The sequence below is a fragment of the Halomonas sp. H10-59 genome, from assembly GCF_040070555.1.
GTDB classification, from domain to species: domain Bacteria; phylum Pseudomonadota; class Gammaproteobacteria; order Pseudomonadales; family Halomonadaceae; genus Halomonas; species Halomonas litopenaei.
In genome coordinates, this window is the sequence record NZ_CP098828.1 from 2,948,176 (window position 1) to 2,964,684 (window position 16,509).

At 66.0% G+C, this 16,509-nt stretch carries 13 protein-coding genes and 1 tRNA gene; 11 read left to right on the plus strand and 3 right to left on the minus strand.

The window, feature by feature from the left end:
• Positions 1 to 32 precede the first annotated feature (32 nt).
• From NFG57_RS12870 to NFG57_RS12920, 11 genes are all read left to right on the plus strand, one after another.
• A complete protein-coding gene (locus NFG57_RS12870) occupies positions 33 to 1,802 on the plus strand; it encodes a tetratricopeptide repeat protein (RefSeq protein WP_261395448.1) in 1,770 nt (589 codons plus the stop codon).
• 40 nt (positions 1,803 to 1,842) lie between these two features.
• On the plus strand, positions 1,843 to 2,457 hold the full coding sequence (gene lolB / locus NFG57_RS12875) for a lipoprotein insertase outer membrane protein LolB (RefSeq protein ID WP_348814469.1): 615 nt from the start codon (positions 1,843 to 1,845) through the stop codon (positions 2,455 to 2,457).
• A 227-nt stretch (positions 2,458 to 2,684) separates the two neighbouring features.
• Positions 2,685 to 3,578 (plus strand): 4-(cytidine 5'-diphospho)-2-C-methyl-D-erythritol kinase, encoded by an 894-nt coding sequence (ispE, locus tag NFG57_RS12880; RefSeq protein ID WP_287165441.1) that lies wholly within the window; start codon positions 2,685 to 2,687, stop codon positions 3,576 to 3,578.
• Between the two features lie 14 nt (positions 3,579 to 3,592).
• Positions 3,593 to 3,667, plus strand: a tRNA-Gln gene (locus NFG57_RS12885).
• Positions 3,668 to 3,739: 72 nt separating this feature from the next.
• Positions 3,740 to 4,681: a ribose-phosphate pyrophosphokinase gene (locus NFG57_RS12890; RefSeq protein ID WP_181248623.1), complete on the plus strand. Its 942-nt coding sequence runs from the start codon at positions 3,740 to 3,742 to the stop codon at positions 4,679 to 4,681.
• A gap of 106 nt (positions 4,682 to 4,787) precedes the next feature.
• On the plus strand, positions 4,788 to 5,489 hold the full coding sequence (locus tag NFG57_RS12895; RefSeq protein ID WP_045995166.1) for a 50S ribosomal protein L25/general stress protein Ctc: 702 nt from the start codon (positions 4,788 to 4,790) through the stop codon (positions 5,487 to 5,489).
• Positions 5,490 to 5,615: 126 nt separating this feature from the next.
• Complete coding sequence (gene pth, locus NFG57_RS12900; protein WP_108132918.1) at positions 5,616 to 6,200, plus strand: aminoacyl-tRNA hydrolase; 585 nt, start codon at positions 5,616 to 5,618, stop codon at positions 6,198 to 6,200.
• Between the two features lie 116 nt (positions 6,201 to 6,316).
• On the plus strand, positions 6,317 to 7,408 hold the full coding sequence (gene ychF, locus NFG57_RS12905) for a redox-regulated ATPase YchF (RefSeq protein ID WP_045995168.1): 1,092 nt from the start codon (positions 6,317 to 6,319) through the stop codon (positions 7,406 to 7,408).
• 150 nt (positions 7,409 to 7,558) lie between these two features.
• On the plus strand, positions 7,559 to 8,275 hold the full coding sequence (locus NFG57_RS12910; RefSeq protein WP_222569713.1) for a DUF4336 domain-containing protein: 717 nt from the start codon (positions 7,559 to 7,561) through the stop codon (positions 8,273 to 8,275).
• Between the two features lie 84 nt (positions 8,276 to 8,359).
• Complete coding sequence (locus NFG57_RS12915; RefSeq protein ID WP_348814470.1) at positions 8,360 to 10,057, plus strand: FMN-binding glutamate synthase family protein; 1,698 nt, start codon at positions 8,360 to 8,362, stop codon at positions 10,055 to 10,057.
• Positions 10,054 to 10,455 carry an ectoine synthase gene (locus NFG57_RS12920; protein ID WP_213229688.1) on the plus strand — a complete coding sequence of 134 codons (402 nt, stop codon included), beginning with the start codon at positions 10,054 to 10,056 and terminating at the stop codon, positions 10,453 to 10,455. Before NFG57_RS12915 ends, NFG57_RS12920 begins: the two co-directional genes overlap by 4 nt.
• Before the next feature lie 205 nt (positions 10,456 to 10,660).
• On the opposite strand, the gene NFG57_RS12925 is transcribed toward NFG57_RS12920, so the two are convergent.
• Genes NFG57_RS12925 through imuA form a run of 3 tightly spaced genes read right to left on the minus strand, consistent with a single transcriptional unit; the run spans position 10,661 to position 16,117 of the window.
• Positions 10,661 to 13,903: an error-prone DNA polymerase gene (locus NFG57_RS12925; protein WP_348814471.1), complete on the minus strand. Its 3,243-nt coding sequence runs from the start codon at positions 13,901 to 13,903 to the stop codon at positions 10,661 to 10,663.
• Positions 13,887 to 15,317 (minus strand): DNA polymerase Y family protein, encoded by a 1,431-nt coding sequence (locus tag NFG57_RS12930; protein ID WP_348814472.1) that lies wholly within the window; start codon positions 15,315 to 15,317, stop codon positions 13,887 to 13,889. The genes NFG57_RS12925 and NFG57_RS12930 overlap by 17 nt, the downstream gene beginning before the upstream one ends.
• Complete coding sequence (gene imuA / locus NFG57_RS12935; protein ID WP_348814473.1) at positions 15,314 to 16,117, minus strand: translesion DNA synthesis-associated protein ImuA; 804 nt, start codon at positions 16,115 to 16,117, stop codon at positions 15,314 to 15,316. The genes NFG57_RS12930 and imuA overlap by 4 nt, the downstream gene beginning before the upstream one ends.
• Between the last annotated feature and the right edge of the window lie 392 nt (positions 16,118 to 16,509).

Below are 16,509 nucleotides of genomic sequence, written 5' to 3' on the forward strand. Positions count from 1 at the left end.
CTGAGAATTCTCATGGAGAAGATGACGCCTCAATGCCCCCGAACGCGCGCCACGGAAAGCTGACCTGCACTCTGGCCACCCTGTCACTGACGGCGTGGCTCGCCGGCTGTCAGAGCTTTTCCTACAGCCCAGGCAGCGCGTCACAGGCTGACCCCATGGCCGGTGCTCCACCGATCACCCGTGGACTCGATGCCGACGGCCTGTCGACGCTGCTGATTGCCGAAATGGCCGGTCAGCGGGGCGACTATCGACGCGCCACCGAAGGCTACCTCAAGGCAGCCGAGCGCTATCACTCCGCTGCCCTGGTCGAACGCGCCACCCTGGCTTCACGCTTCACCGATGACACCACCCTGATCGAACGCGCCGCTCGACGCTGGCAGGAGCTGGCGCCCGAGGCGCCGGTGGCCGCCCAGATCCTGGGCAACCTCGCCGGTGGTCGCGGCAACTGGGACGAAGCCCTGAAACAGCGGCTGATCGCCGCCGATGACGGCACCGACATCACTCGCTTCGTCGATACCGCCCTGTCCAGTGGCGGCGATCCGGTGGCGCTCGCCGCCACCCTCGAACAGGCGCTCGACGAGCCCACACTCCCAGAGTCGAGGAAAGACGACCTGCGCCTGGCGCTGGCCCTGACCGACTCGGCCCAGGGGGATCATGAGGGCGCCCAGCGACGAATTGCCGCACTGGGAAACGACAGTCGCGATAACCCCCAGCGGATTCTCGCCGAATCACGCATCGCCTTGGACGCCGGCAAGTACCACCAGGCCCGCCTGGCGGCCAAACGCGGCCTCAACCTCTCTCCCGGCGACCCCCGCTTTCTGTTGTTGATGGCGCGGGCCGACATTCGCCTGGGCAACCTGGTGTCGGCCGAGAGCAGCACCGACACCCTGCTCGAGACCCGTGGCGACAACCCCCTCTTGCGGGTCGGCCTGGCCCAGCTCTATCTGGAAGAAGGCCACCACGACCCGGCGCGCCGGCTGCTGCTGCCGCTGGTCGATGATCCCCAGGCACCCAGCGCCCTCTATCTATTGCTTGGCAGCATCGCCGAGCAGGAAGACGAGGTCGACAACGCCCTGCTCTACTATCGCCGGGTACCGCCGGGCCCTGACTTCCTGCTGTCGCGACAGCGCGCGGCCAGCATGCTGATCGAGGCCGACCGGCTGCTGGACGCCCGGGCCTTTCTACGGGTCGAGCGGCTGCGTCACGACGATGCCTATACCGGCCTGGTCATCACCGAAGTGCAACTGCTCGACCAGCAAGGTCTCGAGCCCGAGGCCGAGGCGCTGCTCAACCGCGAGCTGGCGCGCAGCCCCGAGGATGGCGACCTGCGCTACTTCCGCGCCATGCGTGCCTGGAGCGAAGGCGACCTGGACACCTCCGAACAGGATCTGCGCACCCTGGTCGAACAGCAGCCGGACAACGCCGTTGCGCTCAATGCCCTCGGCTACACCCTGGCCGATGCCGGCGATCCGGATGACCTCGACGAGGCCAGGCGACTGATCCAGCGGGCCTACGAACTCTCGCCGGACAACCCCGCCATCCTCGACAGCCTGGGCTGGGTCGCCTACCGTGAGGGCAAACCGGAGGTTGCGCTACCCTGGATCGAGCGCGCCTGGCGCGAGATCGCCGACCAGGAGGTCGCCGCCCACCTGATCGAGGTGCTGTGGGACCTGGGCCAGAAGCAGCGCGCACGCGAGCTGTTGCAAGAAGCCCAGCAACGCTTCCCCGAGCGCCCGCTGATCGTCGATCTCCTCGATCGACGCCCCGAAATCAGGCCTGAGCCAACGGCAACAGCGCCTTGACCGCCCCGACACCACGACCACTACCCGCAAGGACCCCGCGATGATGTCTTGTTTTCGCCTGACCGCCGCCGCCCTGGGGCTCGGCCTGCTGGCCGGCTGTGCCACCTCCCAGAGCGTCACCGAGCCGCGCCAGGAGCGCCAGGCCGGTGACTGGGAAGCCCAGACCGAACAGGTGGAAGCCTTCACCTCCTGGAACCTGACCGGAAAGGTGGGCCTGCGCACTCCCCAGGAATCCACCAGCGCCAACCTCGACTGGCGCCAGACCCCCTACCACTATCGCCTGCTGGTCACCGGCCCCATGGGCGCCGGCCGCAGTACCCTGGAAGGACGCGACGGTCGCGTCTCGCTGACCACCAGCGAGGGTCGCTTCGAGGCCGACAGCCCCGAAGCCCTGATGGAACAGCGCCTGGGCTGGTCGCTGCCGGTCTCGAGCCTCACCGACTGGGTGCGCGGCCTGCCCGCCGACGACAGTGACTTCGAGATGACCGACGACGAGCTCGGCTTCCCCGCTTCACTGGAACAGGACGGCTGGGAGATCGACTATCGCGGCTGGAAGGATGTGAACGGTACCTGGCTACCCGACCGGCTGGTGATGACCTATGACGACCTGCGCGCCACCCTGGTGGTGAACCAGTGGCAGCCACTGGAACAGTAGTCGCGCCGGCTCCCGCCCCGGGTGGCGGGAGCCTGTCTCCCGGGTAAAATGAAGCACCATCGCCCTCTGCCTCCTGTCGACGTGCTCCTTGCAGCAAGCTCCCTATAGAGAGAAGCAACGAGAGCCATCATCGATCCCGGTCGCCGATGGCAGGCGCCGCCCCCAGTCACCGATCGCCATCACTTCGGTCAGTCGATCCCTGGACAGCACCCTTTATAGACTCCCCCATGCCCGACACCTCTTTCTCTTCCGATGCCAGCGCGCAGCAGACCCTGACGTTGCCGGCGCCGGCCAAGCTCAATCGCATGCTGCATATCGTCGGCCGTCGCGACGACGGCTACCACGAGCTGCAGACGCTGTTCCAGTTCCTCGACCACGGTGACGATATCCACCTGCGCCTGCGCCAGGACGGTGAGATAACCCTGACAGACCGTCTCGAGGGCGTACCCCGCGAGGCCAACCTGCTATGGCGGGCCGCCGACCTGCTCAAGCGCGAGACCGGCTGCGCGCTCGGTGCCGATCTAGGCGTCACCAAGCGCCTGCCCATGGGGGGTGGTCTGGGCGGTGGCAGCAGCGACGCCGCCAGCGTGCTGGTCGGGCTGAATCATCTGTGGGGCCTGGGACTGACGACCCGGCGTCTGGCCGAACTGGGCCTGACGCTGGGCGCCGATGTGCCGGTATTCGTCCACGGCCAGGCCGCCTGGGCGGAAGGCGTCGGCGAGCGCCTTGTCGCGGTGGCACTCGACACCCCCTGGTTCGTGGTCGTGCACCCGGGTGTGGCGGTCTCCACCCCTGCCGTGTTCACTGCGCCGGAATTGACACGGGACACCCCCGCCATTACCATGGCGCGCGCACTCAAGGGGGGAGCGTCAAGCTGGCGCAACGATTGCGAGGACACCGTCAGGCAAGCCTATGCTGAGGTGGCTCGTGCCCTGGACTGGCTCAACGCCCGGGCGCCGTCAATGTTGACGGGTACCGGCGCGTGCGTTTTTGCCCGTCTGGAGTCGGAGGCCGAGGCAGTCCAGTTGCTGGACGATGTCCGATGCCAACAGCCGACCTGGCACGCCTTCAAGGCCCTGGGCCTGAATCGATCGCCTCTCCTCGACGCCCTGCCCGCGTGAGGCAGGACGTATGCTGGGGTATAGCCAAGCGGTAAGGCAGCGGTTTTTGGTATCGCCATGCGGAGGTTCGAATCCTCCTACCCCAGCCAACTTCCTTCTGAGTCCTGGACTCACTCCCCCAGGCTCACACTGAAGACCCAACACAGCAAAGGTGGCTGCGCGTGTCAAAATTGATGGTTTTCGCCGGGAATGCCAACCCCGAACTCGCCCGTAAGGTCGCCGAGAGCCTGGACAGCCGACTGGGTAATGCCACGGTCGGCCAGTTCAGCGATGGCGAGGTCGCGGTCGAGATCAACGAGAACGTGCGCGGCAAGGATGTCTTTATCCTGCAGTCCACCTGTGCACCGACCAACGACAACCTGATGGAACTGATCCTGATGGTTGACGCCCTGCGCCGGGCCTCGGCCACCCGTATCACTGCGGTGGTGCCCTACTTCGGCTACGCCCGCCAGGATCGCCGCGTGCGTTCCGCCCGGGTGCCGATCTCGGCCAAGATCGTGGCCGACATGATGGTCAAGGCCGGCGTCGACCGGGTCATGACCATGGACCTGCACGCCGACCAGATCCAGGGCTTCTTCGACGTGCCCGTGGACAACGTCTACGGCTCGCCGATCCTGCTCGACGACATCGAGCGTCAGAACTACGACGACCTGGTCGTGGTCTCTCCCGATGTCGGCGGCGTGGTCCGTGCCCGTGCCATCGCCAAGCAGCTCAACGCTGACCTGGCGATCATCGACAAGCGTCGCCCCCAGGCCAACCAGGCCCAGGTGATGCACATCATCGGTGATATCCAGGACCGCACCTGTGTGGTGGTGGACGACATGATCGACACCGCCGGCACCCTGTGCAAGGCGGGCGAAGCGCTCAAGGAACACGGCGCCAAGCGCGTGGTCGCCTATGCCACCCACCCGATCCTGTCGGGCCCTGCGGTGGACAACATCTCCGAGTCGGTGCTGGACGAAGTGGTGGTGGCCGACACCATCCCGCTGTCCGACACCGCGCGTCGCAGCGGACGTATCCGCCAGCTCAGCGTGGCCGGCCTGATCGCCGAAGCGATCCGCCGCGTCAGCAACGAGGAATCCGTCAGCGCGATGTTCCACTAAGCGACATATCGCGCGGGAAACGCGCCCCGACAACCGGGGCATCTGGAACCACCGAGGTCTGGTCGCGGGCTCGGTGGCTTCCTTACTTTAGCCAAGAGGCAATTTCATGTCTGACTACAAACTTACCGCCAATGTTCGTAACGACCTGGGGAAAGGTGCGAGCCGCCGCCTGCGTCGTGCGAACCAGCAAGTCCCCGCCATCATCTACGGTGGTGAAAAGACGCCGCAGCCGATCGCCGTCGACAAGACTGCGTTCTACAAGGCGCTGGAAGACGAAGCCTTCTTCTCTTCCGTCATCAACCTTGAGGTTGACGGCAAGTCCCAGCAGGTCGTGGTGCGTGACCTTCAGCGCCACCCGTACAAGCCGCTGGTGACCCACGCCGACTTCCTGCGCGTCGATGCGACTCACGAGATCACCATGCGCGTTCCGCTGCACGTGGTCGGTCAGGACGAGTCCAAGGCCATCAAGGAGCAGGACGGTGAACTGCACCAGCTGGCCAACGAAGTCGAGATCAGCTGCCTGCCGAAGGACCTGCCCGACTACCTCGAGGTCAACATCGCTGACCTCGAGATCGGCAGCACCCTGCACCTGTCCGACCTCAAGGTTCCGGCTGGCGTGACCATCGTCGAGCTGAGCCACGGTGAAGAGCACGACCAGGCCATCGTCAACGTGACCAAGGCCAAGGTCATGCAGTCCGAGGAAGAAATCGCCGAGGAAGAAGCCGCCGCCGCCGAGGCCAGCGAAGAAGCTGCCGAGGAAGCGAAGGACGAAGCCAAGGACGAAGACGAAGAAGGCGACAAGGAGTAATCCTTTTCTGCCGGATTCAGGGGCCACTGCGGTGGCCCTTTTCGTTTCCGAGGGCTTTGCCCATGGCCTCGTCGCCAAGGCCCTGAGCAAAGCGCTTGCCCCGCACCGCTGACCGGAGAGACCACCATGACAAGGATCAAGGCGCTGATCGGCCTTGCCAACCCTGGCACCCAGTACGAGGCGACGCGTCACAACGCCGGCGCCTGGCTGGTGGAGGAAGTCGCGCGTCAGTCCAGCGCCGAGCTGCGCCCGGAGAAGAAGTTTCTCGGCCTCTACGCCAAGGCCTTTGTCGAAGGCAGCGACCTGCACCTGCTGGTGCCGACCACCTACATGAACCGCTCCGGTGCCTCGGTGGCGGCGCTGGCCAACTTCTTCAAGCTGGCCCCCGACGAGATGCTCATCGCCCACGACGAGCTCGACCTGCCCCCCGGCAGCGCGCGCTACAAGCAGGGCGGCGGCCACGGCGGCCATAATGGCCTGCGCGACATCATCAGCGCCCTGGGTAACGACAAGTCCTTCCATCGTGCGCGCATCGGCATCGGTCATCCCGGCAGCGCCAAGCTGGTCACCAACTACGTGCTGGGCCGTCCCGGCAAGACCGAGCGCGAGGCCATCGACGGCGCCCTGATCGAGTGCCTGGCGACATTGCCCCAGGCGCTATCCGGCGACTGGGCCAAGGCCATGAACCGCCTGCACAGTCACTCTGCCTGACCCGGCGGGCGCCAACCGGGACAGCAGGTGGTTGCACCGCCCGGGCTGTCCCCGCCTGGCCCGACGTCATACACTGTGCGCCGACTTCTTTCACTTCACGCCTTCAGGAACCACCCATGGGATTCAACTGCGGCATCGTTGGTCTGCCCAACGTCGGCAAGTCCACCCTCTTCAACGCCCTGACCAAGTCCGGCATCGATGCAGAGAACTTCCCGTTCTGCACCATCGAGCCCAATGTCGGCATCGTCCCCATGCCGGACCCGCGCCTCGACAAGCTCGCCGAGATCGTCAAGCCGGAGAAGGTGGTGCCCACCACCATGGAATTCGTCGATATCGCCGGCCTGGTCGCCGGTGCCTCCAAGGGTGAAGGTCTCGGCAACCAGTTCCTCGCCAATATCCGCGAGACCCAGGCCATCGCCCACGTGGTGCGCTGCTTCGACAACGACAACGTCATCCACGTGGCCAACCAGGTCGACCCGGCGGCGGATATCGAGACCATCAACCTGGAGCTGGCCCTGGCCGATCTCGACACCGTGGAGAAGGCCATCCAGCGCCTGGTTCGCGTGGTCAAGGGCGGCGACAAGGACGCCATTGCCACCAAGGCGGTGCTCGACAAGATCCAGCCGCACCTGGCCGAAGGCCAGCCGCTGCGCAGCTTCGATCTGAGCGATGACGAGAAGAAGCAGATCAAGAGCTTCGGTTTCCTGACCCTGAAGCCGACCATGTACATCGCCAACGTCAACGAGGACGGCTTCGACAACAACCCCTACCTCGACGTGGTCAAGGGCATCGCCGAGGCCGAGGGCGCCGTGGTGGTTCCCGTGTGCAACCAGCTGGAAGCCGAGATCGCCGAACTCGATGACGAGGAACGCGAGATGTTCCTGGCCGAGATGGGCATGGAAGAGCCCGGCCTCGACCGGGTGATCCGCGCCGGCTACGCCCTGCTGGGTCTGCAGACCTACTTCACCGCAGGGGTCAAGGAAGTGCGTGCCTGGACCGTCAAGGTCGGCGCCACCGCCCCGGAAGGCGCCGGCGTCATCCACACCGACTTCCAGAAAGGCTTCATCCGCGCCGAAGTGGTGGCCTATGACGACTTCGTCAGCCTGAACGGCGAGCAGGGCGCCAAGGACGCCGGCAAGTGGCGCCTGGAAGGCAAGGACTACGTGCTCAAGGACGGCGACGTGGTGCACTTCCGCTTCAACGTCTGACGCTCACCGCAGCGCCCGACGTAACATCACGTTTCCTGTGTCAACACCGAGGCATGCCTCGGTGTTGTCGTTTACATGCCAGTCACATGCAGCAACTCTATCGCAAAGAGGTTATATTCGAGAGATGTCATCAAGCGCAGGAACAAGAGCGTGACACTCTCGAACGATTCTCCACCACTCAAGGCAACGGCGCCTGAGCTATGGATAGCGGATGGGCCCGTCATCAGAGGCAAGCTGCTGCCCTATCCGACACGCATGGTGGTGGTACGCCTGAGCGGCGACCGGCTGTGGGTCCACAGCCCCGTTCCGCTGACCGAGCCACTGCGTGACGCCCTCGACGAGTTGGGCCAGGTACACTTCCTGATCGCTCCCAACCATTGTCACCACCTGTTCATGCGCGAATGGCAGATGGCCTACCCGATGGCTCGCAGTTTCGGCACCCGGGAAGTCATCGCCAAGCGCGGCGACCTGGTGTTCGAAAGCACCCTGGATGGCACGCCCAACCGCTACTGGGGTGACGATATCGACCAGTGCCTGTTCACCGGCTCATCGCGCATGCAGGAAGCGGTGTTCCTGCATCGTTCCAGCCGCAGCCTGATCGTGGCCGATCTGATCGGCAATCTGCCCCCAGCTTCCCTGACGCCCTTGCAGCGTCGACTGGCCAGGCTCTCGGGCATCCTGGCGCCGGATGGCAGGATGCCGCTGGAGTGGCGACTGAGCTTCCTCGGCCGACGCTACCTGGCAAGCGAACATCTGCGCACCCTGCTCTCCTGGCGGCCCGCTCGAATCATCATGGCCCACGGCGAGATCATCGAGCATGACGCCAGCGACTTTCTCGCTCGCGCTTTTCGCTGGTTGAAGGAGTAAGGGCCAAGCATGGCGCTGTTTGCATACAGTGCATAATGTTTGTATAACATTGAGGCAGGTTCTGAACGCAAAGGATCTGCGCTCATGCTTGGTTCACCTCGGCTACTGCTGATCGGTTATCTGTTGGCAGTAGGCCTGCTCGGCATCTTTTGGCTACCGACGTCCCCGCAACAGCTCTGGTGGTGGCTACCACTGGCGGCGCTGGGGGTGGTCGGCGTGCTGGACCTGCGCTCCAGCCACAACGTGCTGCGCAACTACCCCATCGTCGGCCATCTGCGCTACATGATGGAATTTCTGCGTCCGGAACTGCGCCAGTACTTCTTCGAATCGGAGACCAGCGGCCGGCCGTTCAATCGCGAACAGCGCCAGATCATCGGCGCCCGGGCCGAGGGACGCAGCGACACCGCCCCCTTCGGCACCCGCCAGGACGTGCTGCGCCAGGGGCGTCGCCAGATTGCCCACGCCATGATCCCCACTCGCGTCGACCCGCAGCAAGCCTGGGTGACGATCGGTGGCCCCCAGTGCCACCGCCCCTACCGCTCTTCACGGCTCAATATCTCGGCCATGAGCTTTGGCGCCCTGTCAGGACGGGCCATCACCGCCCTCAACCTGGGGGCCAGGCGCGGCGGCTTTGCCCAGGACACCGGCGAGGGCGCCATCAGTCCTTATCACCGGAGGCACGGCGGTGACCTGATCTGGCAGATCGCCAGCGGCTACTTTGGCTGCCGCGACCAGGCCGGGCGCTTCAACCCGGAAGCGTTCAGCGCCAAGGCCCGCGAGGATCAGGTCAAGATGATCGAGATCAAGCTGTCCCAGGGCGCCAAGCCGGGGCACGGCGGCATGCTCCCCGGCTCCAAGGTCGACCAGGAGATCGCCGAGACACGCCAGGTCCCGGTGGGGGAAGACTGCTATTCACCGGCGGCCCACCCGGAATTTTCCACCCCGCTGGAACTGATGCAGTTCATCCAGCGCCTGCGCGATCTGAGCGGCGGCAAGCCGGTGGGCATCAAGCTGTGCCTCGGCCACACCCGGGACATGCTGGCGATGTGCAAGGCCATGCTGGCAAGCGGCATCCAGCCGGACTTCATCACCGTGGACGGTGCCGAGGGCGGCACCGGCGCGGGACCGGCGGAGTACGCCGACCATGTGGGCCGCTATATCGATGAGGCGCTGCCGATCGTCGACGCCTGTCTCAAGGGGATCGGCAAGCGCGACGAAATCAGCGTGATCGCCAGCGGCAAGGTGGCGCTTGCCATCGACATGGTCGAGAAGTTCGCGCTTGGCGCCGACGTCTGCAACGCCGCGCGTCCGTTCATGTTTACCCTGGGTTGCATCCAGGCCCAGCGTTGCCACACCAACACCTGCCCCACCGGGGTGGCGACCCAGGATCCGGCCCGTAGTCGCTCCATCGATGTCGACAGCAAGGCCGACAACGTCCAGCGCTTCCATCGGGCCACCCTGGACGCCTGCCTCGACATGATCGGCACCATGGGCCTGGCAGGCCCAGGCGACTTGCGCCCTGAGCACCTGCTCGAGGGACCGGCCACCGCCACCCGGGTATGGCAAGTCGACAGCCTGGAGGTCGGCGCCTTGCTCGACCACCAGAAAGCGCAACAACTCCCCGCCTGCTGGCGAGACGACTGGCATGAAGCCAGTCCCCACCACTTCTTGCGTGGACCGGGAGGCTCGCACCAGGAAAGCCACCACAGGACGGCCCCCGGCCCCCATCGAGACGGCGGCGAAGGAGACCGCCATCATCCGCCAAAGGAGGTGCAACGATGATCGTACGTAGCCACAAGGATGCGGAGAAGTCAGCCGTAGAGGACGACAAGTGGATCAGCCGGCGCTACACCCTGCGCAAGGACGGCATGGGGCATTCGGTCCACGAGACCTACATCAAGCCCGGCCAGGAACTCCACATGTGGTACAAGAACCACACCGAGACGGTCCTGTGCATCGAAGGCGAGGGCCAGATCGAGGACCTGACCGAGGGCGGCAAGTGGGAACTCAAACCCGGTGTGCTCTACGCCCTCGACAAGCACCAGCAGCATATCCTGTCGAGCGAAAAGGGCATGACCGTGATCTGTACCTTCTCGCCGGCCCTGGTCGGTCCCGAGACCCATGATGAACAGGGCTCCTATCCCCTGCTCGACGACGACGGCAGCGTGCTCAAGCGCTGAGCCATGGCCCGACACCGGGGCGGCACCAAGCACAGGACGGCTCAGCAAGCAGACGGAAAGACCTAGGCGCTGTCCGAAAAGTCGACGAGCGAAGGTTAGACAAGGCAAAAATCGGTGAGAAAGCGCAGTTTACGGGGTGTAAATGAGCATTTTGATCCGATTTTTAACGCCGTATTACCGAGCGCAGGCACTTTTCAGACAAGCCCTAGCGGAAATCCCGCGAGGGCACGCCGAGTTCGGCCCACAAGCCGCTCAAGTCCTCGAGCCGTCCGGCGATCACATGGATCACGCTGCCCTCGCGCTCCAGATGGCCGGTGACCTTCAACAGCCGAGCGTTCAACAGCGCCTGGCGCTGGGCCTTGGCGGTGTCCTGCCACACCACCACGTTGACGTTGCCGGTCTCGTCTTCCAGGGTCACGAAGGTGACCCCGGAGGCGGTGCCCGGCCGCTGGCGGGTGGTCACCAGCCCCGCTACCTGGACCAGATGGCCGTGGTCCAGCTCGGCAAGCTCAGTGGCCTTGAGGCAACGCGCCAGTCCTTGCCGCCCCATGGCAGCCTGCTCGCGCAGCAACGCCATGGGATGGCGGGCAAGGCTAAGCCCCAGATGGCGAAAGTCCTCCTCGAGGTCGGCTTGCTCGCTGGGGGGCGCCAGCTCTGGGGTGGTGTCGTCGAGGATATCGGTCTCGCCCAGCGCCAGCGCCGGATCCGGCGCCAGCAGATTCCAACGTGCCTGGTAGCGATGGCCGCCGAGGCTCGACAGCGCCCCGGCCGCCGCCAGCGCTTCCCACTCGCGGGCCGACATCGGCGCGCGACGCCTGGCCTCGGCGACGCTGGCATAGCCGTTGGCCGGACGCCTCGCCAGCAGGCAGTCGATGGCACCACGCCCCAGCCCCTTGACCAGGCGAAAGCCCAGTCGCAAGGCACCGTCCGGCTCCAGGGTGGCGTCCCAGTGGCTGGCATTGAGATCCACCGGACGCACCTCGACGCCGTGACGGCGGGCATCCTGCACGAGCTGTGACGGGCTATAGAAGCCCATCGGCTGGCTATTGAGCAGGCCGCAGCAGAAGGCCGCGGGATGGTGGCACTTGAGCCAGGCCGAGACGTACACCAGGTGGGCGAAGCTAGCCGCGTGGGACTCGGGGAAGCCGTACTGGCCAAAGCCCTCGATCTGGCGACAGATGGCGTTGGCAAACTCGTCGCTGTAGCCCCTGGCACGCAGCCCGGCGGTCAGCCGCTGCTGGTGTTCGGCGATGGTACCGGCCCGTCGCCAGGCCGCCATGGCCCGCCGCAACTGGTCGGCCTCGCCACCGGAGTAGCCCGCCGCCACCATGGCCAGCTTGATCACCTGCTCCTGGAAGATCGGCACCCCCAGGGTCCGCTCGAGCACGCCCCTGACCTCGTCGCTGGGGTAGCTGACCTCCTCGATGCCGTCGCGACGCCGCAGGTAGGGATGCACCATGTCACCCTGGATCGGCCCCGGACGAACGATGGCGATCTCGATCACCAGGTCGTAGTAGTTGCGGGGCTTCAAGCGCGGCAGCATGTTCATCTGGGCACGGCTCTCCACCTGGAAGACGCCGACGCTGTCCCCGCGACTGAGCATGGCGTACACCTCAGGATCATCCCGGGGCACCCGGGACATCGCCATGGCCTGATGCTCGCCATCGCCCTCGCCATCGTCGTCGCCCTCGCCCGTGCTCTCGTAGCAGCGCCTGTCGTCGTCCCTGTGTTCGCCTCCGTCTGACAGCAGCGCCAGGGTCTTGCGAATGGCGGTCAGCATACCCAGCGCCAGCACGTCGACCTTGAGCAGCCCCAGACTCTCCAGGTCGTCCTTGTTCCACTGGATCAGGGTGCGCCCTTCCATCGCGGCGTTCTCCACCGGCACCAGCTCGTGCAGCGGCCCGCGCGAGATCACGAAGCCCCCCACGTGCTGAGACAGGTGTCGGGGAAAGCCCAATAGCTGCTCCACCAGTTCGACCAGATGACGCAGCAGTTCCGGGACGGCGGTGGAGGCGCCCTCTTCACCTCCCGCGCCTACCGTCTCCCCCACCGTCTGCTTGAGCGCCTCGAGCCAGGCGCCCTCGCCCTCGCGTCGATCCAGCCGACTGGCGAGCCAGGCCAGATAGCCCGGTTGCAGCCCCAGCGCCCGCCCCACGTCCTTCAGTGCACTTCTGGGGCGGTAGCTGATCACGGTGGCGGCAAGCCCGGCCCGCTCGCGGCCGTAGCGCCGATAGATGTACTGGATCACCTCCTCGCGGCGCTCGTGCTCGAAGTCCACGTCGATATCCGGCGGCTCGTCGCGCTCCTCGGAAATAAAGCGTTCGAACAGCAGCTGCACCTGACGCGGGTCCACCTCGGTGATGAACAGGCAGTAACAGACCACCGAATTGGCCGCCGAGCCCCGCCCCTGACACAGGATGCCCTGGCGGCGGGCGAAGGCGACGATGTCCTCGATGGTCAGAAAGAACGGCTCGTAGGCCATACTGGCGATCAGCTCAAGCTCGCGGGCGATCTGCTCGGCGATATCCGAAGGCGTACCCTCCGGGAAGCGCAGCCGCTCCCCCTGGCGCACCTTGTGCGCCAGCCAGGACGACGGCGTATGGCCGTCGGGGACCAGTTCCTCGGGGTACTCGTAGCGCAGCTCACCGGGGTCGAAGCGACAGCGCTCGGCGATACGCAGGCTTTGTTCAAGCAGCGCAGGCGCAAAACACTGCGCCAGCCGCGACAGGGGGCGCAGGCAGCGCTCGGCGTTGGGCTCGAGCAGAAAACCGGCGCGTTGCACGCTGGTGCGATGCCGAAGGGCGGTCAGTACATCCTGCAATCGCTTGCGGCTCGGCTGGTGCATCAGGACGCCACCGCTGGCGACCAGCGGCAGGCCTGCGGCGCTGGCCAGCCTCATCCGCCTTGTCAATCGCTCCTCCTCGGTTGCCTGGAAGTGGCGCTGGACCATCACCCAGCAGCGCCCGTCGAAGCGTTGCTTCAGCCCGTCCATTCTCTCCCGAGTCCGGGCGTCGTCGTTGCCCGGCAGGTACAGCAGCAGACAGTCCTCGAGCGCCTCCAGGTCCTCCCAGTCGAGACGATAGCTGCCCTTGGGCGCACGGCGACGGCCCAGGGTAATCAGCCGGCACAGGCTGGCGTAGCCGCTGCGGTTCTCGGCCAGCACGGCCACGACCTCGTCGGCCAGGCGAAACTCGGCACCGATGATCAGCGCGATCCGGTGGTCTCGGGCAGCCTCCCAGGCGCGCACGATGCCGGCCACCGAGCACTCGTCGGTGATCGCCAGGGCGCGATAGCCAAGCTCAGCGGCGCGGGCGACCAGCTCATGGGGGTGAGACGCGCCCTTGAGAAAGGTGAAGTTGGACAGGCAATGTAGCTCAGCGTAGCCAGGGCCCGGGGCGACTTCGGCAGCGTCAGGTGGCTCGCCGACACGCTCAACCGAACCAGCCATGCAACCACCATTGCGACTCGGCGTCGCGAAAGACCCAGCCGTGGCGACCGTCCGGCCAGCAGGCCACGTGATAGTCACGCCGCGCCGGGGCCTGGTCCCACCAGCCGCTGGCCAGTCGCTCGGGCCCGGCGACCCAGACCAGACGCTCGAGGGTCGCCGGCATCAGCGGCTCGGGGTGTTCCAGCAGCCAGGCCGGATGGTTGGCGGTCCGGGTTTCAGGCAGTGGCCTGCGGGCGGTCCCCGGCTGCGCTACCAAGCGGGAGGCCCGTTCGGGGCGATGATCCTCCAGCGCCATGGGCTGCAACACGGCGCCATCACCGAGACGAGAACGCAACCGGCTGAACAGTGCCTCGGGGGTGTCTCTGGGCGGCGCCGCCTGAAACAGGTCCGTTGCCACCTCTTGCAGGCTAGCTACCTCGCTGACCTCCAGGCGCAGGCGCAACACCGGTGCTTCGAGTACCACTGATTCCAGGCGCAGCCGGCACAGCTCGAGCCAGGCCTCCGCCGCCTGCTCGCCCCCGGCGTGCCCCACGCTCAGGTGCTGGGCCCCTTCCCGGTGATACAGGGTCAAGGTCAACGACAATGCCTTGACGCAACGCACCTTGAGAAAGCCCTCGAGCTCCGCCAGCAGGCGCCGCAGGGGAAACACGATGCCGGCGGCCAGCTCGATCTCATGGACCAGCTCCCGCTCACGATCGAAGCGAGGCGGCGGCGCGAATACCGGCGGGGGATCGGCGACCTCGCCGGTCAAGCGCTGAAGGTAGCGCCGCAGGTCTGTCCCCAGGCGCGAGGCCAGCGAGGCCAGCGGCAGCACAAGCAGGTCGTTGAGGTGCGTAAACCCGAGTCCCTTGAGGCGCGACTGCTGGCGTGCGGACAGCCCCAGCCGGTCGAGGCGAAGCCTGCCGAGCCTGGCCATATGCTCAGCCTCGCCCTGACCACAATAGCCCCCCGTCCGGGCCAGCAGGCAGGCGGCCAGCGGGGTATGCCCGGTGGCGCTGGACACCTCAAGCTCCAGGGTCGCCAATTCTTCGTGCAAGCGCCGCCACAGTCCCTCGAGTCCACCGAAGTAGTCGAGCATCGAGGCGATCTCCATCACCACCCCCCAGGACGCGGCGTTCTCCCCCGTCGGCTCGAGACTGACCCGGGCGCTGAAGCGGGCACACCACAGCGCCAGCCCTTCGAGACGACGTCGGCTGGCATCAGGGTCCGGCGTCAACAGCCGGAGTCCTGGCTCCAGACAAAGTACCGCACTGATCGTCATGCCCGGCCGCACACCGGCCTGCCAGGCCCTGGCCGAGGCAAGCGCGATACTCTCCCCGTCCTCGCACAGCAGCGCGAGAGGTCCGTCATCGCCGGCGCTCAGCACCTCCAGCCCAAGCTGCGGACAGTGAAGGCATAGCCACAGCCCCTTCATGATCGCCCCGCACCCTTGCGCTCGGAGACGAGCAACACGGGGCGGGATCGACGTTCCCCACTGGGGGCGCACGGTAGCGAAGTCGGCCGCGGGCACGGGGGCGACAGCCTAGAGTCGGCCAGGGTGATATCGATGGCCCTGGCTGGCATGGCCCCCTTGCGCTTGAAGGCATGGACCTTGATGCGCCTCGACAAGGGCGCCGTCTCGTCACCGCTGCTCTGGTCAGGAGCCGACAGCCGCAGTCGCCAGGGGGCCACTGACCCTTGCTTGGCGAAGTCGGCCGGTCGAATCAGCGCGCCATGGCCGCCCCCTGACGCCACGGCGAGCTGCAGCCGCCGCAGCCATTGCCCCTGCACCGCGGCGAACCAGCCCAGCACCAGATCGCAGCAGCCGCTCTTCAATGCCTGCTCCATGGCCCACAGCCGCTGCCTGGGATGGCGGGTACGCACGATGACTAGGCGCGACAGATCCAGGCCCGCCGCCGCCAGGGCCGCCGCATGAGGCTGCCAGGGTGGGTCAAACCACACCACCCGCTCGCAGCGGTGCATCAGCGGAAGCAATAGACGAATCTCGCCGCAACCCGCTCGATCCAGCAGCAGTTCCAGCAGTTCTCCCCGGGGCCAGCCACCGCCGAGCACCTCGTCCAGGGCCTCGACCCCGGTGGAGATCCCGCGCTTCGTGTCGCCCTCTGGCTGATCACGGTGCCACTGTCGCCGCGCCCGCCAGACGCTGCCTCGCTGCATCAAGCGCGAGAGGTCATCGCATGCGCTGTCACGGGCCTGGTTGTCTGCTGCCTTCATCGCTCCTCTCCCGCTCCTGTCCCGCTCAACTGGCCTGCTGAACTGGCGTTCTCTGCTGGCGTTCTCTGCTGGCGTTCGCTGCTGAGCTGCGCCCCTGGCCCGCTAGATACACCAGCCCGGCCTAGGTTTCTGGTCCAGGTTTCAGGTCCATGTTTCTAGACCACGCCCTGGCCTTACCGGGCGGACGCCAACATACCGAATACTGTTATTTTATACAGTACTCGTCCAATGCCAAGTCGGCAATGCGGCGCCAGGGCAATCTGACGATGGGTCAGGAAAGCGGCACATCCGCTCACACCAGCACAGAAGCGCCGCGGAGGCTCCCCGGGGGAGGGGTATGGTGGTCGTAGAAGGTTGTCACAGCTCAAGTTTGGCCTGCGATAGCTATGAAA